The organism is Escherichia sp. E2586 (genome assembly GCF_005781105.1).
Classification (GTDB): domain Bacteria; phylum Pseudomonadota; class Gammaproteobacteria; order Enterobacterales; family Enterobacteriaceae; genus Escherichia.
In genome coordinates this window covers 269,958-290,860 of sequence record NZ_VATN01000019.1, presented here as the reverse complement: position 1 = coordinate 290,860, position 20,903 = coordinate 269,958, and the positions used below count along the sequence as shown (strand labels likewise).

Sequence of the window (20,903 nt, the reverse complement as noted above, 5' to 3'; positions counted from 1 at the left end):
ATATACCTTAAGTTGAGAACCACAATGAAGAAAGTTGCCGCGCTAGTCGCGCTAAGCCTGCTGATGGCGGGATGTGTAAGTAATGACAAAATTGCTGTAACGCCAGAACAGTTACAGCATCACCGTTTCGTACTGGAAAGTGTAAATGGTCAACCTGTTGCCAGCGAGAAAAACCCGCCAGAAATCAGCTTTGGTGAAAAGATGATGATTTCTGGCAACATGTGCAACCGCTTTAGCGGCGAAGGTAAACTTTCGGACGGGGAACTAAAAGTTAAAGGACTGGCAATGACTCGTATGATGTGTGCCAATCCACAGCTTAACGAACTCGATAACACCATCCGCGAAATGCTGAAAGAAGGTGCGCAAGTGGATCTGACCGCGAATCAGTTAACGCTGGCGACCGCAAAACAGACATTAACGTATAAGCTGGCGGATTTAATGAATTAATAATTGCCACAACTTCCGGCGGCAAGCGACTGTTCGCTACAGCGTTTGCCGTTGGGCAATGCACACATCCCGATCGCTGTACCATCCAGTTGACGGGCAACGGAAAGCGAACCGCCAATCATCGCACAATTTGCCTCTCCGCTACTCGACATTGACGCTTTTAAACCTGGGGCCACATGCGCCGCGGTCGCCTGCTGAACAGGTTCACTACTACACGCCGACAACAATAAAACAGCAGCCCCTACGCACAACATTACTCGCATCTTTACTTCCTCAAATCTTTAAGTCCAACGACACCGCCGTAATAATAGGCAGCTCAGGCGGCTACGTCGAGAACTGTATTGTGAATTGCAACGTATTGTTACTATTTTGTGGCTATTTTTTTGTACCGGATTTGATCAAAACATTCATTACGCTGATATAGAGAACACAAAAGCGAAAATGCAGCAGAAAGCCATTTGCTAAAATTAAAAGATTACTACTGGGCGCGCAGCTTTTTCGTGCGCCCCTCATTTGCGCAATGTAAGGGTGTCGTATGATCACAATTGACGGAAATGGCGCGGTAGCTTCGGTGGCATTTCGCACCAGTGAAGTTATCGCCATTTACCCTATTACCCCGAGTTCCACGATGGCTGAACAGACTGATGCCTGGGCCGGAAACGGCCTGAAGAACGTATGGGGAGATACACCTCGTGTGGTTGAAATGCAGTCAGAAGCTGGCGCTATCGCAACTGTGCATGGTGCTTTGCAAACAGGCGCTCTTTCGACATCATTTACATCGTCGCAAGGTTTACTGCTGATGATCCCGACGCTGTATAAACTGGCAGGTGAGCTGACGCCGTTTGTACTGCATGTGGCAGCGCGTACTGTGGCCACTCATGCGCTCTCTATTTTTGGCGATCATTCAGATGTGATGGCGGTGCGCCAGACTGGCTGCGCCATGTTGTGTGCAGCAAACGTGCAGGAAGCCCAAGACTTTGCTCTCATTTCACACATCGCAACGCTGAAAAGCCGCGTGCCATTTATTCATTTCTTTGATGGTTTCCGCACTTCCCACGAAATCAACAAAATTGTCCCACTGGCCGACGACACTATTCTTGAGCTAATGCCCCAGGCAGAAATTGATGCTCATCGCATTCGCGCACTTAACCCGGAACATCCGGTAATCCGCGGTACGTCGGCTAATCCGGACACTTACTTCCAGTCACGTGAGGCCACTAACCCGTGGTACAACGCGGTCTATGACCATGTTGAACAGGCGATGGCTGATTTCGCTGCCGCGACAGGTCGCCAGTATCAGCCGTTTGAGTATTATGGTCATCCGCAAGCGGAACGGGTAATTATCCTGATGGGGTCGGCCATTGGCACCTGTGAAGAAGTCGTGGACGAATTGCTGACCCGTGGCGAAAAAGTGGGCGTACTAAAAGTGCGACTTTACCGCCCTTTCTCCGCCAGACACTTACTGCAAGCATTGCCGAACTCTGTACGTACTGTGGCGGTGCTGGATCGCACCAAAGAGCCTGGTGCGCAGGCAGAACCCCTGTATCTGGATGTAATGACGGCGCTGGCTGAAGCCTTTAATAATGGCGAGCGCGAAACACTGCCACGCGTCATTGGCGGGCGCTATGGTCTTTCATCCAAAGAATTTGGCCCAGACTGTGTACTGGCGGTATTCGCCGAACTCAACGCAGCTAAACCGAAAGCTCGCTTTACCGTCGGTATTTATGACGATGTGACCAATTTGTCGCTACCATTGCCGGAAAATACTCTGCCGAACTCCGCAAAACTGGAAGCACTCTTTTACGGGCTGGGTAGCGATGGCAGCGTTTCCGCAACTAAAAACAATATCAAAATTATCGGTAACTCCACGCCATGGTATGCCCAGGGCTATTTTGTTTACGACTCTAAAAAAGCGGGTGGCCTGACAGTTTCCCATCTGCGCGTAAGCGAGCAGCCCATCCGTTCCGCGTATTTGATTTCGCAAGCTGATTTTGTTGGCTGCCACCAGTTGCAGTTTATCGACAAATATCAAATGGCCGAGCGTTTAAAACCTGGTGGCATTTTCCTGCTTAACACACCGTACAGCGCCGATGAAGTGTGGTCGCGGCTGCCGCAAGAAGTTCAGGCTGTGTTGAATCAGAAAAAAGCGCGTTTCTATGTGATTAACGCGGCGAAAATTGCCCGCGAATGTGGGCTGGCAGCACGCATTAACACCGTCATGCAGATGGCTTTCTTCCACCTGACGCAAATTCTGCCTGGCGACAGCGCCCTGGCCGAACTTCAGGGCGCCATTGCCAAAAGTTACAGCAGCAAAGGCCAGGATCTGGTGGAACGCAACTGGCAAGCTCTGGCGCTGGCGCGCGAGTCCGTTGAAGAAGTACCACTGCAACCGGTAAATCCGCAAAGTGCCAACCGTCCACCAGTGGTATCTGATGCCGCACCTGATTTTGTCAAAACGGTTACTGCTGCGATGCTCGCCGGACTTGGCGACGCCCTCCCCGTTTCGGCGCTGCCGCCAGACGGCACCTGGCCGATGGGCACTACTCGCTGGGAAAAACGCAACATTGCCGAAGAGATCCCTATCTGGAAAGAGGAACTCTGTACTCAATGTAACCACTGCGTCGCGGCTTGCCCACACTCCGCCATTCGCGCGAAAGTCGTACCGCCCGAAGCGATGGAAAACGCTCCGACCAGCCTGCATTCACTGGATGTGAAATCTCGTGATATGCGCGGGCAGAAATATGTGTTGCAGGTCGCACCGGAAGACTGCACCGGTTGTAACCTGTGCGTAGAAGTTTGTCCGGCGAAAGACCGACAAAATCCAGAGATCAAAGCCATCAATATGATGTCGCGTCTGGAGCATGTGGAAGAAGAGAAAATCAATTACGACTTCTTCCTGAATTTACCAGAAATCGACCGCAGCAAACTGGAGCGTATTGATATTCGTACTTCGCAGTTGATCACTCCGCTGTTTGAATATTCTGGCGCTTGCTCCGGTTGTGGTGAGACGCCGTATATCAAATTGCTCACTCAGCTCTATGGCGATCGGATGTTGATTGCCAACGCTACTGGTTGTTCTTCTATTTACGGCGGCAACCTGCCCTCCACGCCATATACCACTGATGCCAACGGTCGTGGACCGGCATGGGCGAACTCGCTATTTGAAGATAATGCCGAATTCGGCCTTGGTTTCCGCCTGACGGTCGATCAACACCGTGTCCGCGTGCTGCGTCTGCTGGATCAATTTGCTGATAAAATCCCTGCTGAGTTACTGACTGCGTTGAAATCAGACGCCACACCAGACGTTCGTCGCGAACAAGTCGCTGCTCTGCGCCAGCAACTCAAAGATGTGGCTGAAGCGCATGAACTGCTGCGTGACGCAGATGCACTGGTGGAGAAATCAATCTGGCTGATTGGTGGTGACGGCTGGGCTTACGACATCGGCTTTGGCGGTCTGGATCATGTGTTGAGTCTGACGGAAAACGTCAACATCCTGGTGCTGGATACGCAATGCTATTCCAATACCGGTGGTCAGGCATCGAAAGCCACCCCGCTTGGCGCGGTAACTAAGTTTGGTGAACATGGCAAACGCAAAGCACGCAAAGATCTTGGTGTTAGCATGATGATGTACGGTCATGTTTATGTCGCGCAGATTTCTCTTGGCGCACAACTCAACCAGACGGTGAAAGCGATACAAGAAGCAGAAGCGTATCCGGGTCCATCGCTGATTATTGCTTACAGCCCATGTGAAGAGCACGGTTATGACCTGGCATTAAGTCACGACCAGATGCGTCAACTCACCGCAACTGGCTTCTGGCCGCTGTATCGCTTTGATCCGCGTCGAGCCGATGAAGGTAAACTGCCGCTGGCGCTGGATTCCCGCCCGCCTTCAGAAGCTCTGGAAGAAACGCTTCTTCATGAACAGCGTTTCCGCCGTCTGAACACGCAACAGCCGGAAGTGGCCGAACAGTTATGGAAAGATGCCGCCGCTGATTTGCAAAAACGTTATGACTTCCTGGCACAAATGGCCGGAAAGGCGGAAAAAAATAGCACCGAGTAACCTTTCTGGATAACTATTATCCAATTCAAAAAAAAGCCCGAACGAAAGTTCGGGCTTGTCTTTTTATTCGTTGGAAAAACATTAGTAATGCAATGGCCCAACCGAAAATAAAATCTGTGACAATAAAGGCATATAACCCGCGCAGAATAACCCATGCTTTATTAAATGTATAATTTTTATTTTGCATGATTCCCCAGAAACACATTCATCAAACTTATTACTATTTCCATAGAATTATTTGATTAAGGTTTTACTTAAGGCGTAACAAATGATATTTATCTGCTAACTGAACTTCTCCTTTAGGATGTTTTCATTCCCCAAACAGGGGAAATTAAGGCAAATAAAATAACTAAAGGATTTATTCAATGAAAAGCAAAGTACTGGCGCTCTTAATCCCTGCCCTGCTCGCCGCAGGTGCTGCACATGCAGCAGAAATTTATAATAAAGACGGAAATAAATTAGACCTGTACGGCAAAGTCGATGGCCTGCATTATTTTTCTGATAATGCGAATAGTGATGGCGATCAAACTTATGTACGTTTTGGTTTTAAAGGCGAAACTCAAATTACCGATCAACTGGTTGGTTATGGTCAATGGGAATATAACGTTCAGGCTAATGGCTCTGAAAATGATAAAGGCGACTCCTGGACTCGTCTGGCATTTGCTGGTCTGAAATTTGGTGACTTCGGTTCATTTGACTATGGTCGTAATTATGGTGTGATGTACGACATCGAAGGCTGGACAGATATGCTGCCTGAATTCGGTGGCGACTCTTATACCAAAGCCGATAACTATATGACCGGTCGTGCAAACGGCGTCGCGACCTACCGTAACACCGATTTCTTCGGTCTGGTTGATGGCCTGAACTTTGCTGTGCAGTATCAGGGAGCGAACGAAAACCAGGTTAGTCATGAGCAAGAAGGTACGGCAAACGGCGGCAGTCGTAATATTAAGAATGCCAATGGCGACGGTTTCGGTATCTCCTCTACCTACGACTTAGGTATGGGGGTGAGCATTGGTGCTGCGTATACCAGTTCTGATCGTACCAACCAACAGGCTGAATTCTCTACTGCAAAAGGCGATAAGGCTGACGCATGGACGGCAGGGGCAAAATACGATGCTAACAATATCTACCTTGCAACCATGTACTCTGAAACCCGTAACATGACGCCTTACGGCAATTCAGCAAATACGATTGCCAACAAAACCCAGAACTTTGAAGTTACTGCCCAGTATCAGTTTGATTTTGGCCTGCGTCCGGCTGTCTCCTTCCTGATGTCTAAAGGCAACGATTTAGTCGGTACTGATGGCGATAAAGATCTGGTTAAATACGCCGACGTTGGCGCAACATATTATTTCAACAAAAACATGTCCACCTATGTTGATTATAAAATCAACCTACTTGATGAGGATGACAGCTTCTACGCTGCGAACGGTATCTCTACCGATGATATCGTTGCTTTAGGTCTGGTATACCAGTTTTAATCTTGCCTGCCCGCCGTTTGGCGGGCATTTTCTTCATATTTCTCCTCCCTTGATCTAAATTAAAAATGTGAACTCCGTCATTACACAAAATGAGTCATCTGGCGTTACACTTTATGCGGATACTAAAACAGGAGGTTTTATGAACAGAACGATTCTTGTCCCTATCGATATTTCAGATTCAGAATTAACTCAACGTGTGATTAGCCACGTTGAGGCAGAGGCAAAGATTGATGATGCAGAGGTTCATTTCCTGACGGTAATACCTTCGCTACCCTACTATGCCTCTCTGGGATTAGCGTATTCCGCAGAGTTACCGGCAATGGATGACCTGAAAGCGGAAGCCAAATCGCAACTGGAAAAAGTCATTAAAAAATTCAAACTGCCGACTGACAGAGTGCATGTCCATGTTGAAGAAGGTTCGCCAAAAGACCGTATTCTGGAAATGGCGAAAAAAATCCCTGCTCACATGATAATCATTGCTTCTCATCGACCGGATATCACCACCTACCTGCTCGGCTCTAACGCCGCTGCCGTAGTACGTCACGCCGAGTGCTCAGTGCTGGTCGTGCGCTAACACTAACGCCCGCAGACCGCTGCGGGCTTTTTGATTCATTTCGCAAATGTGCTGACATTTTCCCCTCTAATCCGTACCATACACGCCACAGTTTTTATATCAGATTTCTTATGCTGGGCGTTCCGGCATGACGCATACTTTTCTGATGCCATATAACGAATTGAGTCGCTATTAAATGTCGCAAAATCAAGAAATTAGTAAGAAAGAACAATACAATCTCAACAAATTGCAAAAACGTCTGCGTCGTAACGTGGGCGAAGCCATTGCTGACTTCAATATGATTGAAGATGGCGACCGCATTATGGTTTGCCTCTCCGGGGGCAAAGACAGCTATACCATGCTGGAGATCCTGCGTAATTTGCAGCAAAGCGCGCCAATCAATTTCTCGCTGGTTGCCGTTAACCTCGACCAGAAACAGCCTGGTTTCCCGGAACACGTCCTGCCGGAGTATCTCGATAAGCTGGGCGTTGAGTATAAGATTGTTGAAGAGAATACTTACGGGATCGTAAAAGAGAAAATCCCTGAAGGAAAAACTACCTGCTCGCTCTGCTCTCGTCTGCGTCGCGGTATCCTTTATCGCACCGCAACAGAACTGGGTGCCACGAAAATCGCACTGGGTCACCACCGCGACGATATCCTGCAAACACTGTTCTTAAATATGTTCTACGGTGGCAAGATGAAGGGGATGCCGCCGAAACTGATGAGCGATGATGGCAAACATATCGTGATTCGTCCGCTGGCCTACTGCCGCGAAAAAGATATTCAGCGTTTTGCCGATGCGAAAGCGTTCCCGATTATTCCGTGCAACCTGTGCGGCTCGCAGCCTAACCTGCAACGTCAGGTGATTGCCGATATGCTCCGTGACTGGGATAAGCGTTATCCGGGACGTATCGAGACAATGTTCAGCGCGATGCAAAATGTAGTGCCGTCTCATCTGTGCGATACCAGTCTGTTCGATTTCAAAGGCATTACCCACGGTTCAGAAGTGGTTAACGGCGGTGATCTGGCGTTTGATCGCGAAGAGCTCCCACTACAACCGGCGGGCTGGCAGCCTGAAGAAGACGAAAATCAGCTGGATGAACTGCGGCTGAATGTGGTTGAAGTGAAATAATCAGGATAACGCCCGATGCGTAAGATTATCGGGCTACTCTTATGCATGCCGGATAAGACGCGGCCAGCGTCGCATCCGGCGAGATGTTTAGCCTTGCATCAGGCAATTCAACATTTCGTTATTTTAATAACCGTACCCGGCAAGTTTTTCCTTTAATCTTGCCGCCCTGTAACTGCTTCCATGTCTTATGAGCAACAGCCTGTCGCACAGCGACATAGACATGCGCTGGGTGCACGGTGATTTTGCCAATATCTGCGCCATCAAGCCCGATATCTCCTGTCAGCGCGCCTAATACATCACCCGGACGCATTTTGGCTTTTTTCCCGCCATCGATACACAACGTTGCCATTTCAGCCTCCAGCGGCACAATGTCCCTGCTGGCTGGTAACGTTTGCCAGTTAAGTTTCATCTGCAACATGTCGGCAATGATATTAGCGCGCTGTGCTTCTTCTGGCGCACAGAAACTGATTGCCAGACCGCTATTCCCGGCACGCGCCGTACGCCCGATACGATGCACATGAACTTCAGGATCCCACGCCAGCTCAAAGTTCACCACCAGCTCAAGCGATTTAATATCCAGACCACGCGCAGCGACATCGGTCGCTACCAGCACACGAGCGCTACCGTTGGCAAAACGAACCAACGTCTGGTCGCGATCGCGCTGTTCCAGATCGCCATGTAACGACAATGCACTTTGCCCCACTTCATTCAGTGCGTCACACACAGCCTGGCAATCTTTTTTGGTGTTACAAAACACCACACAAGACGCTGGCTGATGCAAACTTAATAACCGTTGCAACAACGGAATTTTGCCCTTGCTGGATGTCTCATAAAATTGTTGTTCAATAGGCGGAAGAGCATCTGTTGTGTCTATTTCAATCGCCAGGGGATCTCGTTGTACACGACCGCTTATCGCGGCGATCGCTTCCGGCCAGGTGGCAGAGAAGAGAAGCGTCTGGCGAGAAGCTGGCGCAAATCCGATGACTTCATCAATTGCGTCGCTAAACCCCATATCCAGCATACGGTCGGCTTCATCCATGACCAACGTATTCAACGCATCTAACGAAACAGTGCCTTTTTGCAGGTGATCCAGCAAACGCCCCGGCGTTGCCACGATGATATGCGGCGCGTGTTGCAGTGAATCGCGCTGAATACCAAACGGCTGACCGCCGCATAAGGTCAAGATCTTGGTATTTGGTAGGAAACGCGCCAGCCGACGTAACTCCCCTGCGACTTGATCCGCCAGTTCACGAGTCGGACACAGCACTAAAGCCTGAGTCTGAAACAGCGACGCATCAATTTGCTGTAACAACCCAAGGCCAAATGCCGCGGTTTTTCCGCTGCCGGTTTTCGCCTGCACGCGAACATCTTTTCCAGCAAGGATCGCCGGAAGTGCGGCGGCCTGCACCGGTGTCATGGTTAAGTAACCCAACTCATTAAGGTTAGTGAGCTGGGCGGGAGGCAAAACGTTCAGGGTAGAAAAAGCGGTCACAATCTATTCTCGTGGTCATCAGCGCAAAGTTAGCAGGCGCGTATCCTCGCAGATCTATGCTCACGTTGCGACAATTTAATCGGTTCTTCATCGGGCGGCGGGTCGGGCATAGGTTGTGGACGAGGGATTGGCTCGGGGACTGGGACGGGATCGCCAGGAATCGGTTCAGGGACAGGAATTTGCAAATAAATGAGTGTCATCATATTTCCCTTTGGTCATTGGGTAGACTCTTAAAGGGTAGACGTTGACAGATAACAGACAAAAAAAAGCCGACTTATCTAAGTCGGCGTCGTACGAATCAATTGTGCTATGCAGTAATTCAAAAAAGGAAGTAAGACAATATGGAGCGCAACGCCCATCGCTTGACGTTGCATTCACCTGCGTGGAAGATATTGCCCTGATTGGGTAGAGAGTTTATTGACCTCGCTCAAACTTTACGGCGTTTTTGTATACAGAAACCCGGGGAAATTGCTTTTGTTACAACCATTTACTACGATGCAACCATAAAGCAACACCACCAATAAGAACAACTAACAGAATACAAAAAAGCGAAAAACCAAATTGCCATCCTCCACCTGGAATACCGCCGAGGTTAACGCCAAATAACCCGGTTAAAAATGTACTGGGTAAAAAGACCATTGCCATCAATGACATTGTGTAAGTACGGCGGGCTAAATTTTCCTGCATCACTTGGGCGATTTCGTCCGCCATCACGCCAGTTCTCGCAATGCACGCGTCAATCTCATCCAGACCGCGCCCAAGACGGTCAGCAATATCCTGCATTCGCCGCCGTTGATCGTCATTCATCCAGGGCAGGCGCTCACTGGCAAGACGAGCATAAACATCTCGCTGCGGCGCCATATAGCGACGCATAACAATGAGTTGTTTTCGTAGTAGTGCCAGGAAACCGCGCGGCGGAATTTGTTGATCAAGTAAATTATCTTCCAGGTCGATAATTTTATCGTGCAGTTGCTCTATAAACTCATTGGAGTGATCGGTTAATGCATCACACACATCCACCAGCCAGCCTCCGCAATCAGTCGGGCCGGTACCCTCTTCCAGATCGCTAACTACATCGTCTAACGCCAGTACTTTACGTTGTCGGGTCGAGACAATGAACCGACCGTCCATATAAACACGCATGGCGACCAGCTGGTCGGGACGTTCATCAGTACTGCCATTAATGCAGCGCAACGTAATCAACGTCCCTTCACCAAGACGGCTGACTCTGGGTCGCGTGCTTTCCCCTGCCAGCGCGTCACGCACGTTATTTGGTAGCAATGGTGTCGTTGCCAGCCACTGCGCGCTGTCATGGTGCACATAATTAAGGTGGAGCCAGCAGGGATGCTCTTCATCTATCTCATCTGTATTTTCCAGCGGTTTAACGCCGCCTTTACCATCCAACATCCAGGCAAATACTGCATCCGGTACATTTATGTCCGCTCCCTTAATCGTTTCCACAGTGCCTCCATTATCAATGCTTTATTTTGTAGTCTAGTCTTCTGGTCATCTTACGCAACATCTCCTCACCCCATTACCCTGAAATGATTAATAAAATCCTGTCAAAACTAAATACAGAAAGCAAAATACTTTTCATGATTAGAAAAGGGGTAAAGTGTTAAATAGCGTCTATCATTATCAGAATTATCTGATCATTCGTGGTGGCATTTTTGCGATCAGATAACAATAGAAAATTGATAAAAATAACGGGATTTCAATGACTACGCACAACTTCAATACCCTGGACTTATTAACCAGTCCTGTCTGGATCGTTTCCCCCTTCGAGGAACGGTTAATTTATGCCAATAGCGCTGCGCAACTGTTGATGCAAGAACTCACTTTTAGTCAGCTACGAACCGGCCTCTATTCCGTCTCCTCCCAAAACGAACTGCCAAAATATCTCGTAGACCTGCATAACCAACTCGATATTGTAGAAATTCTCACGGTCAAGCGTAATGGTGAAGAGACAGCACTAAGCTGTCGGTTAACCCTCAAAGAGATTGGTGATTCTGGGGAAGTGATTATATTTGAAGGGATGGAGACACCCGCAAGTCTGGGCTTAAAAGCCAGCCGATCTGCAAATTATCAGCGTAAAAAACAAGGGTTTTATGCGCGTTTTTTTCTGACTAATTCCGCGCCAATGCTGTTGATAGATCCCTCGCGTGATGGCCAAATTGTCGACGCCAATGTGGCCGCACTCAATTTCTATGGCTATAACCATGAAACAATCTGTCAGAAACACACCTGGGAAATTAATATTCTTGGGCGTCGCGTGATGCCTGTCATGCATGAAATTTCGCGTTTACCCGGCGGACATAAACCTCTTAACTTTGTCCATAAGCTGGCAGATGGTTCCACTCGCCATGTGCAAACTTATGCCGGGCCAATTGAGATTTATGGCGACAAGTTAATGTTATGCATCGTGCATGACATTACCGAGCAAAAAAGGCTGGAACAACAACTGGAACACGCGGCTCACCATGACGCGTTGACGGGGTTACTTAACCGCCGACAATTTTATCACATCACCGAGCAAGGCCAGATGCAGCATCTCGCAATCGCTCAGGATTACAGTTTGCTGCTTATCGACACCGATCGTTTTAAGCATATTAATGACCTGTACGGTCACCAGAAAGGTGATGAAGTTTTATGCACTCTGGCACGTACACTCGAAAGCTGCGCTCGCAAAGGCGATATGGTGTTTCGATGGGGAGGTGAAGAGTTCGTCTTGTTATTACCCAGAACTCCGCTGGATACCGCAATTTCTCTCGCTGAAACTATCCGATTGAGCGTGGCAAAAGTGAGTATTTCTGGCTTACCGCGTTTTACGGTCAGCATTGGCGTGGCACATCACGAAGGCAATGAAGGCATCGATGAATTGTTTAAACGCGTAGATGATGCGTTGTATCGGGCGAAAAATGACGGACGCAACCGCGTACTGGCGGCTTGATATTTTCAATAGCGCGGAAGCGTCAATGAATTATCGACTGCGTTTAGCGTGACGCTCCCAGTTTTCTTGTTTCGCCTGCGCTGTTTTACGCAGTGCTACGTAACACGCCCCGCTGCCGCCATGATGCGGTAGCGCGGTGCAATAAGCCTGTACATCATCAAACTCTGTCAGCCAACGTGCGACATAACTACGGACAATGTTGGCGTGAGACTTATCTTCTCTGCCTTTGCCGTGAATAATAAGTACATTACGCAAACCATCCGCCCGCGCCTGATGAATAAAACTAAACACCATTTTGCGGCACTCTTCCACCGACTGGCGAAGTAAATTCAGGCTAGCCTGTTGCGGATATTTGCCGCTGCGTAGCTTATCGATCACCCCATGTTGCAAACCTTCCCGACGAAATTCCAGGGGCTGATTTAGCGGGATGATGTCGAGAAATCCTGTGGTGAGGAAATTATCAAGTTGCAGCGTGTCTATACGCTGTGGCGCACGTTGGTTACGCACAGGATGCCAGTGGACATCAGTAGCACGCTTCAGTGGTTGGACATCTTCCATGGCGTCAAGAAACAGCGATTTGTCGTCAAGGTTCATGTAACCTCCTATGTACCTTCGCACGTCGTGATCCAGACGAGTTAATTGTTCATACATCTGATGCTTGCTGTATCGTTCACTTCGCAAGTTGAAGCAACATCTTGCTCCATACAGGCTAGTGTCCCCGCAGGCGGGGCATTTTATACCAGCCTGGTTGCAGTATCGAACAGTTTAAGCCGGGAGTGAGCCTGCACAGGCCCTAATTAAGGCGATTTGTCCATCACAGCAACCAATATATGATGACGGTAATTTGTTGCACTTCGCCTGAAATATACTTCAGCAAATCACTCTGCAATATGTTTAAACCCCGCACAGGTTAATCATCCTCTAAATTCACCGGTCGATTAACGATGCATGATTATTCAATCATGAGATGAACGTTTTAACTTATATTTTCGTGAAATCTGTCACTGAAGAAAATTGGCAACTGATGGGCAAAACCGTTATAACACTGTCACCGGCTGACAGGAAGCAGGCCGGATTCAAGACGCGGATGCACTGCTGTGTGTACTGTAGAGTCTGGCGGATGTCGACAGGCTCTATTTTTTTATTCATTTGTCTGCATTGCAGAAAACCACATTCTCGCTGGTGTCGGGAGAAGTAACGAAGCGGCAGACGCATTTAGCCCGGAAATCCACCTCAGCGCTATCGATCAAACCGGAAACTAATCCAGGTACCTACTATTCATTAGTCGTACCGTACCCTCTTATCTTCTTGTGGTATGGCTGCTAATGTTGCTTGCATGGTATCTTGTCGGTCTGCTGATTAGTCCGGGGGTTTACCCACATTTATCTTAAGAGAGAACGGATGCTGAGATTACTTGAAGAAAAAATTGCCACGCCACTGGGTCCTCTGTGGGTTATTTGCGATGAACAATTTCGTCTGCGGGCGGTTGAGTGGGAAGAGTATAGCGATCGCATGGTGCAATTGCTGGACATCCATTATCGCAAAGAAGGTTATGAGCGTATTTCCGCCACCAATCCCGGCGGGTTAAGCGATAAACTTCGTGATTATTTTGCCGGTAATCTAAGCATTATTGATTCCCTACCCACTGCCACCGGCGGTACGCCATTTCAACGGGAAGTATGGAAAACGCTACGCACTATCCCGTGTGGACAGGTAATGCATTACGGTCAACTGGCAGAACAACTAGGCCGCCCAGGGGCCGCGCGTGCCGTCGGCGCAGCCAACGGTGCAAACCCGATCAGTATTGTGGTGCCTTGTCACCGGGTCATTGGCCGAAACGGCACGATGACAGGATATGCAGGCGGAGTGCAGCGAAAAGAGTGGCTATTGCGCCATGAAGGTTATCTTTTACTGTAAACATTAAGCAATTTGTGCCTGCGTGTTCACAGTTTTACGTAAAGTCACCCTTAACAATCTAAGGTTTTTCAATTAGATAGACATAAATTTACATCTATTATCGGAATTCTCCGCTGTTAAGGTTTGCTTAGACTTACTTGCTCCCTAAAAAGATGTTAAAATTGACAAATATCAATTACGGCTTGAGCAGACCTATGATCCCGGAAAAGCGAATTATACGGCGCATTCAGTCTGGCGGTTGTGCTATCCATTGCCAGGATTGCAGCATCAGTCAGCTTTGCATCCCGTTCACACTCAACGAACATGAGCTTGATCAGCTTGATAATATCATTGAGCGAAAGAAGCCTATTCAGAAAGGCCAGACGCTGTTTAAGGCTGGTGATGAACTTAAATCGCTTTATGCCATCCGCTCCGGTACGATTAAAAGTTATACCATTACAGAGCAAGGCGACGAGCAAATCACTGGCTTTCATTTAGCAGGCGATCTGGTGGGTTTCGATGCCATAGGCAGCGGTCATCATCCAAGCTTCGCCCAGGCGCTGGAAACCTCGATGGTGTGTGAAATTCCGTTCGAAACGCTGGACGATCTGTCCGGTAAAATGCCAAATTTGCGCCAACAAATGATGCGTCTGATGAGCGGCGAAATTAAAGGCGATCAGGACATGATCCTGCTGTTGTCGAAGAAAAATGCCGAAGAACGTCTGGCTGCATTTATCTATAATCTGTCCCGTCGTTTTGCCCAACGCGGCTTCTCCCCTCGTGAATTCCGCCTGACGATGACTCGTGGCGATATCGGTAACTATCTGGGCCTGACGGTAGAAACCATCAGCCGTCTGCTGGGGCGCTTCCAGAAAAGCGGCATGCTGGCAGTCAAAGGTAAATATATCACCATCGAAAATAACGATGCGCTGGCCCAACTAGCCGGTCATACACGCAACGTCGCCTGATTTTTCCGCATAACTCACTATCCTTCTGTCATATCATTAAATTTTTCTCATTTATTGATCTGGCAGAAGGTTCATCACTGTTTCATTCACCAGATCTAGGTTACTCTTTTAATACAAACTGCATTGACAGTTGTTGTAAGGAGACTCTGTATGGCTATGTATCAGAACATGCTTGTTGTTATCGATCCTAATCAGGACGATCAACCCGCATTACGGCGAGCTGTTTATTTGCATCAACGGATTGGTGGCAAAATTAAAGCCTTTTTGCCTATTTATGACTTCTCATACGAGATGACTACCCTACTCTCCCCGGACGAGCGGACCGCCATGCGTCAGGGCGTCATTAGTCAGCGTACTGCGTGGATCCACGAGCAGGCGAAATATTATCTTAACGCTGGCGTTCCCATTGAAATTAAAGTGGTCTGGCATAACCGTCCTTTCGAAGCCATCATTCAGGAAGTACTTAGCGGTGGGCACGATCTGGTGCTAAAAATGGCGCACCAACATGACCGCCTGGAAGCGGTGATTTTTACGCCAACAGATTGGCACCTGTTACGCAAATGCCCAAGCCCGGTGTGGATGGTGAAAGACCAACCGTGGCCGGAAGGGGGTAAGGCACTGGTGGCGGTGAATCTCGCCAGCGAAGAGCCGTATCATAATGCGCTCAATGAAAAACTGGTGAAAGAGACGATCGAACTGGCGGACCAGGTCAACCACACCGAGGTACATCTGGTTGGTGCTTATCCAGTAACCCCCATCAATATTGCGATTGAACTGCCGGAATTTGATCCAAGCGTTTATAACGATGCTATTCGCGGGCAACATTTACTGGCGATGAAAGCCCTGCGGCAGAAATTCAGCATTGACGAGAAAATGACGCATGTCGAAAAAGGTCTACCGGAAGAAGTGATTCCCGATTTAGCGGAGCATTTACAGGCAGGGATTGTGGTTCTGGGAACCGTAGGACGCACTGGTATTTCTGCGGCATTCCTTGGCAATACGGCGGAACAAGTGATTGATCATCTTCGCTGCGACCTGCTGGTGATTAAACCCGACCAATACCAGACACCTGTCGAACTGGATGACGAAGACGACGATTAATCGTTCGTCACTTACTTTCAAGGCCCGAAGTTACGGGCCTTTTCTTTTACTTACTTTTCCTCTCCACCGAGGAAATAAATACCCAGCGGGATTGCCAGTAACACGGTAAAGACCAGACTATAGACAAAAATCATCGATGACTGAATCACATACATTGATGTCGTCCATTCGGACAGCGGGATATTGTATTGTTCAATAACACCACCGATAGTCGCGCGAGTCACTACCGACGCCGCAATAATGAAAACCGCCAACAAACCTATGAGAAACTTTCTCCCTTTCGCTGACTTCAGTTTCGCCATGATCATAATGTAATCCTTTTGCAGATAAACCCTTTGTTACTTGCGTGTAACAATACCATGACATTTTGGTGTTGTCTGCCCTGAAAGCAATAGATTGTCGCGTAACATATCATCAACTCGTTGATAAATTAGCTAATGTTGCTACTTCCTTCCCTGTCTATTGATGATATGCATGAATTATCGCGATAAAATAACCCCGCCAGGGGTTTCCGGCATGACGTCAACAATCTGGAGGAGCCTAATAAAACAATGATCGCTGAACTGTTTACAAATAATGCGCTTAATCTGGTCATTATTTTCGGTAGCTGCGCAGCATTGATTCTTATGAGCTTTTGGTTTCGCCGTGGAAATCATAAAAGAAAAGGATTCTTATTCCACGCAGTGCAATTTTTAATCTACACCATAATTATCAGTGCTGTTGGTAGCATCATTAATTATGTCATCGAAAACTACAAACTCAAATTTATCACACCGGACGCCGTTGATTTTATCTGTACGTCACTGATAGCCCTTATCCTGACGGTTAAGTTATTCCTTCTAATCAATCAGTTTGAACGGAAGCAGATTAAAAAAGGCCGCGATATTACCAGTGCACGGATTATGTCGCGGATCATCAAAATCAGCATCATCGTCGTCATTGTTCTGCTCTATGGCGAACATTTCGGCATGAGCCTTTCAGGCTTGCTGACTTTTGGTGGTATTGGTGGCCTTGCAGTAGGTATGGCCGGTAAGGATATTCTGAGCAACTTCTTTTCCGGCATTATGCTCTATTTTGATCGCCCCTTTAGTATTGGCGACTGGATCCGTTCTCCTGACAGAAATATCGAAGGAACGGTGGCAGAAATTGGCTGGCGAATGACTAAAATCACCACATTTGATCATCGTCCGCTGTACGTGCCGAACTCACTGTTTTCATCTATCAGCGTTGAAAACCCCGGTCGAATGACCAACCGTCGTATTACTACGACCATTGGTTTACGTTATGAAGATGCGGCTAAAGTGGGCGCTATTGTCGAAGCGGTACGCGAAATGCTTAAAAATCATCCCGCCATCGACCAGCAGCAAACCCTATTGGTTTATTTCAACCAGTTTGCCGATTCGTCGCTAAATATTATGGTTTATTGTTTTACTAAAACCACGGTTTGGGCCGAATGGCTTGCCGCCCAGCAGGACGTATATTTGAAAATTATCGATATTGTACAGTCACATGGCGCGGATTTTGCCTTCCCCAGCCAGACGTTGTATATGGAGAATAACACACTACCAGAACAGGTGAAGTAATAACCTGCAGAAACTGGATGGCGATATGCTTATTCGCCATCCAGTCTTATTTATTATTCAATTAACAGCAGCCAGCGCGACATTATTCTCGCCAGCTTTAAACTGAACATATTGTTCCTCAGTACCAAAGAAAACTTCAGACTCCGTACTGTGACCGATCCCCGGTACCGTTTCATTCCCTGAATATTGCCAAAGCGTCCAGGGATTGCGTCCTTCAAGCTTCACACCAGCTTGTCCCCAATACCCCATCCACACCATATACTGCTCGAATCGGCTATCCATGAAATGTGACAGGTTATTATGATTTCCATAAAATATGGGTGTTTTGTGATAATTTTGGTAGATTAAATCGGCAAAACGCAAAATATCATTACGTGCATTAGCCATTCCCGATTTTTTAAAGCAGTTTAGTTGAGTTGTATCTTCACCTTCAGGATTTACCAATAAAATGCCGGGCGGTAACATTTTCGGCTCTGCGGGCAGGAGACTTTTTGCCGTTTCCAATTGCGACTCAGGTGTGCGACAAAAATCAAATTTGAAATAACCTCCACGGTCAAATTTGGAATCTGCTAATTGTTTCCAGTGAGACTTAAATGATGAATCGGGACCTCTCCAGCCAACCACTCTCGCATACACAAAACGCGCAGACGATTTTTCCTGGAATAATTTCCAGTCTATTTCGCCATCGTTAGAAGAAATATCATGTCCGTGAATTGGGTAAATTTCCGGCGTTTTAAAAATACGAATGTCAGGACGGTTGGGAATTGCACTTACGGGGCCATAAGGAATCTCAATCGATTTATTATCATTTTCCTGATTATCTGCGGGGACAGGGGCTGACTTATCAATCGAGAATGAGGCTACATCAATATTCGTAAACTCCCCTGCTTTACCCGCAGCCAGCTGAGTCTTATTATCCAGACGACTTGCCGCAGGTTCATTGATGAAGAAAAATCCCCCTGGACCCGCTGGCATTTCTGTTGCACCTATCCAGGCATCGCTTAAATGTAATCCCTTACCTTGTTCATCCAGTTTTTCATTAATATCTGAATATTGATCATTAACATAGATAAATAAACTCAACGTTCTGGTTATTCCTGCGTAGTATTCCTTTTTTCCATCTACTTTTACCATATACGACTTACCAAAACGTTCGTCGGCAACGCCATTCGTTACTCCTTTGATAATTGTATCGAAAAAGACACTGCCGCGCTTTGCCTCCAGTGAGTAAACCTCTGTTTTATCATCACCGGCAGCTATTGCATAGGCACCAGGATTACTGTACGAGTTAGAATTACCCGCGCCGATAGTCATGCCATACAAGCCAGAACCAAAGCAGGCATTGACTAAAGTCAGAACATGGAAATAACGCTTTGCCAGAATATTAAGTTGTGTGTTCAAAGCTGGCATTTCATACATGCCTTTTGAACCATCAATATCCGTAGCGTTGCTCAATACAAATGCAGGTGCTTTATCAGAATTACCATTTTGAGTGCCAAAACGACCATGGCCTGAATAAGCAATTAACAAGCGAGCTTTCTTATCAAACATCATCCCTCTGGCAGGTAAATATTCCTTTAAAAAATAATTAATATTATCTAATGAAGCTTCCTGATCTCTCAATAAAATAACCTCATCAAACTTCTGTCCGTTGATCAGAAAATCAGCCATTCTTTGGCCATCCACCGCGGCTGCCGGAATATCTGCATGTAATAGTGGATATTTTGAAATTGCAATAATCAACCCGATGGAGCGCGTTTTCGCTGCATCCTGATCGGGTATTTTTAACGCATCACTGATCCGGATATCCAGTTTCCCTGGGTTCTCTGGCCCATAGTGGACAAAAAAATGACAATATTCATCAGGGACCATTGCGCCATTTTTGCAAATGTCATCTGCGCGGGCATCAGTCATTCCCAGTGATATTCCTGCAATTAACAGCCCCAGGACCGTTTTACATAAATTTGGCCATCGCCTGTTCATGATTTAAAACTCCTGCACACCCAGAGTGGAATAAAACTCAGCGGTCGGGCCCTTGTATATACTGGCATCGAATTTCTGACTTGATCCCAAATTAAGCTGCGCAGCATCGGTAAACTGCCAGATTGCCCATTTTGTCTGGTTAATTGAACGCGGCGTTTCGCTGGCCTGTGCCTGATTAGAATAATCAGCCAGCCACAGATTATGTTCTGCAACCTGGGCAAAACTTTTTTCTCCGCCGACGGCATCTTTCCACCACGCCCGCGCAGTGTAGATAACCGGTTTACGCCCTAAATCGGCTTCTACCTGCGCGGTGAATGCCTTGATCATCGTGATTATTTCAGTGGGTTTACGCTTCTGCCAGCGGTCCTTACCTGTTGATGAATCTACATCCCACTCAACATCCACCGCCGGTGGCATATCTGTCGCCCTTAACCCGCCATTGGCTTTAATAACTTTAACAAACGTCATTGCCTGCTTGCGTCCCCACAATTCCGCGTCGTCTGCCGGTGTGCCACTGGAAAGAAAGTGGTAGGCCCCACGGTGAAGTTTTATCCCTCGCTCAGTATCCCCAGCCCGCTGCCAAAAACCGGCGAATTCAGGATCAACATAACGCGTTCCTTGACTGGACTTCATATACAAGAACACAGACTTATTTTTTGCCAACAGTTCGATCGGGAAGTTTTTACCGTTATGATGGCTGATATCCACACCAAATAAAGAACTGGGTCGTGGTTGATTCAATACCGAATCGTAAGCGACATCAGCCGGAAATTTAAAATATTTTTTTACCGCAAAGGAATCAAACTCTTTATCACGAGATGGATCCGATTCCAGTATTTTTACAAACAATTCTTGTCGTGAGAGATCATTCGTTAAGTTTTCCAGCCCCAACGACGTGGCATCGGGCAGTGATTCTGCGGCCAGGCTTAAAGAAGGATAATGAAGGAGTAATAACGAGATAACTAAAGGCATAGCTAAGGATTTTTTCATTTTACCACCCCATTTTAGCTGTGTGTCTGTTTGCGAATGAAAATTTTCACAAGGAACGCAATACGTCTTGCGTTGTAAAGAAAAGTAAAGCACAGCTTATATTGGGAGTATGTAATACACCTTTTAAATAAAATATTTGATTATTATTTATGCTGGACATTGGCAGAAAAATTCAAATAATTATCTTGGGTGTGATTTTTATAGGGGGGATTTTAAAAAAGAAGGTATTTTATCGGGGTTGTTAAATCTGGCGCGCATAAACGC

General features: G+C 47.3%; 18 protein-coding genes and 1 pseudogene. 11 read left to right on the top strand and 8 right to left on the bottom strand.

All coding sequences use genetic code 11. The features are described from left to right. Positions 1 to 24: 24 nt before the first annotated feature. Positions 25 to 447: a heat shock protein HslJ gene (hslJ, locus tag FEK50_RS18720; RefSeq protein WP_130208751.1), complete on the top strand. Its 423-nt coding sequence runs from the start codon at positions 25 to 27 to the stop codon at positions 445 to 447. On the opposite strand, the gene FEK50_RS18715 is transcribed toward hslJ, so the two are convergent. Next, positions 444 to 710 carry a DUF333 domain-containing protein gene (locus tag FEK50_RS18715; RefSeq protein WP_130260869.1) on the bottom strand — a complete coding sequence of 89 codons (267 nt, stop codon included), beginning with the start codon at positions 708 to 710 and terminating at the stop codon, positions 444 to 446. The two genes, hslJ and FEK50_RS18715, sit on opposite strands and share 4 nt — an antisense overlap. Before the next feature lie 272 nt (positions 711 to 982). Between FEK50_RS18715 and nifJ the strand changes: the two genes are divergently transcribed. The 4 genes from nifJ (at position 983) to ttcA (ending at position 7,676) form a co-directional block, all read left to right on the top strand. Further along, the gene (gene nifJ, locus FEK50_RS18710; protein ID WP_131161817.1) at positions 983 to 4,507 is read left to right on the top strand and encodes a pyruvate:ferredoxin (flavodoxin) oxidoreductase; all 3,525 of its coding nucleotides are present in this window, start codon (positions 983 to 985) and stop codon (positions 4,505 to 4,507) included. Positions 4,508 to 4,872: 365 nt separating this feature from the next. Then, complete coding sequence (gene ompC, locus FEK50_RS18705) at positions 4,873 to 5,991, top strand: porin OmpC (protein WP_130216118.1); 1,119 nt, start codon at positions 4,873 to 4,875, stop codon at positions 5,989 to 5,991. A 139-nt stretch (positions 5,992 to 6,130) separates the two neighbouring features. Then, positions 6,131 to 6,565, top strand: a complete 435-nt coding sequence (gene uspF / locus FEK50_RS18700; protein ID WP_130260872.1) for a universal stress protein UspF — start codon at positions 6,131 to 6,133, stop codon at positions 6,563 to 6,565. Between the two features lie 175 nt (positions 6,566 to 6,740). Then, entirely contained in the window at positions 6,741 to 7,676 is a 936-nt protein-coding gene (gene ttcA / locus FEK50_RS18695) for a tRNA 2-thiocytidine(32) synthetase TtcA (protein ID WP_130216114.1), read from the top strand. A 118-nt stretch (positions 7,677 to 7,794) separates the two neighbouring features. On the opposite strand, the gene dbpA is transcribed toward ttcA, so the two are convergent. The 3 genes from dbpA to zntB form a co-directional block, all read right to left on the bottom strand. After that, on the bottom strand, positions 7,795 to 9,168 hold the full coding sequence (gene dbpA / locus FEK50_RS18690; protein WP_131161816.1) for an ATP-dependent RNA helicase DbpA: 1,374 nt from the start codon (positions 9,166 to 9,168) through the stop codon (positions 7,795 to 7,797). 29 nt (positions 9,169 to 9,197) lie between these two features. Then, positions 9,198 to 9,371: a protein YnaL gene (gene ynaL, locus FEK50_RS24740; protein ID WP_276320333.1), complete on the bottom strand. Its 174-nt coding sequence runs from the start codon at positions 9,369 to 9,371 to the stop codon at positions 9,198 to 9,200. A 274-nt stretch (positions 9,372 to 9,645) separates the two neighbouring features. Then, positions 9,646 to 10,629: a zinc transporter ZntB gene (zntB, locus tag FEK50_RS18685; RefSeq protein ID WP_130208765.1), complete on the bottom strand. Its 984-nt coding sequence runs from the start codon at positions 10,627 to 10,629 to the stop codon at positions 9,646 to 9,648. 256 nt (positions 10,630 to 10,885) lie between these two features. On the opposite strand from zntB, the gene FEK50_RS18680 reads away from it, so the two are divergent. Beyond that, entirely contained in the window at positions 10,886 to 12,118 is a 1,233-nt protein-coding gene (locus tag FEK50_RS18680) for a sensor domain-containing diguanylate cyclase (protein ID WP_130208767.1), read from the top strand. Between the two features lie 30 nt (positions 12,119 to 12,148). Here FEK50_RS18680 and smrA read toward each other — a convergent pair whose 3' ends face one another. Then, positions 12,149 to 12,712: a DNA endonuclease SmrA gene (gene smrA, locus FEK50_RS18675; RefSeq protein ID WP_130208769.1), complete on the bottom strand. Its 564-nt coding sequence runs from the start codon at positions 12,710 to 12,712 to the stop codon at positions 12,149 to 12,151. Positions 12,713 to 13,366: 654 nt separating this feature from the next. Between smrA and FEK50_RS24225 the strand changes: the two are divergent. The 4 genes and pseudogenes from FEK50_RS24225 to uspE all read left to right on the top strand — a co-directional run. Next, positions 13,367 to 13,509: pseudogene (locus FEK50_RS24225) on the top strand (AbgT family transporter); the annotation flags it as partial. A gap of 10 nt (positions 13,510 to 13,519) precedes the next feature. Beyond that, positions 13,520 to 14,035 (top strand): methylated-DNA--[protein]-cysteine S-methyltransferase, encoded by a 516-nt coding sequence (ogt, locus tag FEK50_RS18670; RefSeq protein WP_130208908.1) that lies wholly within the window; start codon positions 13,520 to 13,522, stop codon positions 14,033 to 14,035. 194 nt (positions 14,036 to 14,229) lie between these two features. After that, positions 14,230 to 14,982, top strand: coding sequence for a fumarate/nitrate reduction transcriptional regulator Fnr (fnr, locus tag FEK50_RS18665; protein WP_000611911.1), 753 nt, complete (start codon positions 14,230 to 14,232; stop codon positions 14,980 to 14,982). A gap of 150 nt (positions 14,983 to 15,132) precedes the next feature. Next, positions 15,133 to 16,083 carry a universal stress protein UspE gene (gene uspE, locus FEK50_RS18660; RefSeq protein WP_130208771.1) on the top strand — a complete coding sequence of 317 codons (951 nt, stop codon included), beginning with the start codon at positions 15,133 to 15,135 and terminating at the stop codon, positions 16,081 to 16,083. Positions 16,084 to 16,133: 50 nt separating this feature from the next. On the opposite strand, the gene FEK50_RS18655 is transcribed toward uspE, so the two are convergent. Beyond that, positions 16,134 to 16,391, bottom strand: coding sequence for a DUF2534 family protein (locus FEK50_RS18655; RefSeq protein ID WP_130208773.1), 258 nt, complete (start codon positions 16,389 to 16,391; stop codon positions 16,134 to 16,136). A gap of 243 nt (positions 16,392 to 16,634) precedes the next feature. On the opposite strand from FEK50_RS18655, the gene ynaI reads away from it, so the two are divergent. Then, on the top strand, positions 16,635 to 17,666 hold the full coding sequence (ynaI, locus tag FEK50_RS18650; RefSeq protein ID WP_130216106.1) for a low conductance mechanosensitive channel YnaI: 1,032 nt from the start codon (positions 16,635 to 16,637) through the stop codon (positions 17,664 to 17,666). 57 nt (positions 17,667 to 17,723) lie between these two features. Here ynaI and FEK50_RS18645 read toward each other — a convergent pair whose 3' ends face one another. Then, positions 17,724 to 19,649, bottom strand: coding sequence for a GH25 family lysozyme (locus FEK50_RS18645; RefSeq protein WP_131161815.1), 1,926 nt, complete (start codon positions 19,647 to 19,649; stop codon positions 17,724 to 17,726). A 3-nt stretch (positions 19,650 to 19,652) separates the two neighbouring features. After that, entirely contained in the window at positions 19,653 to 20,639 is a 987-nt protein-coding gene (locus FEK50_RS18640; RefSeq protein ID WP_130208779.1) for a GH25 family lysozyme, read from the bottom strand. Positions 20,640 to 20,903: the final 264 nt, after the last annotated feature.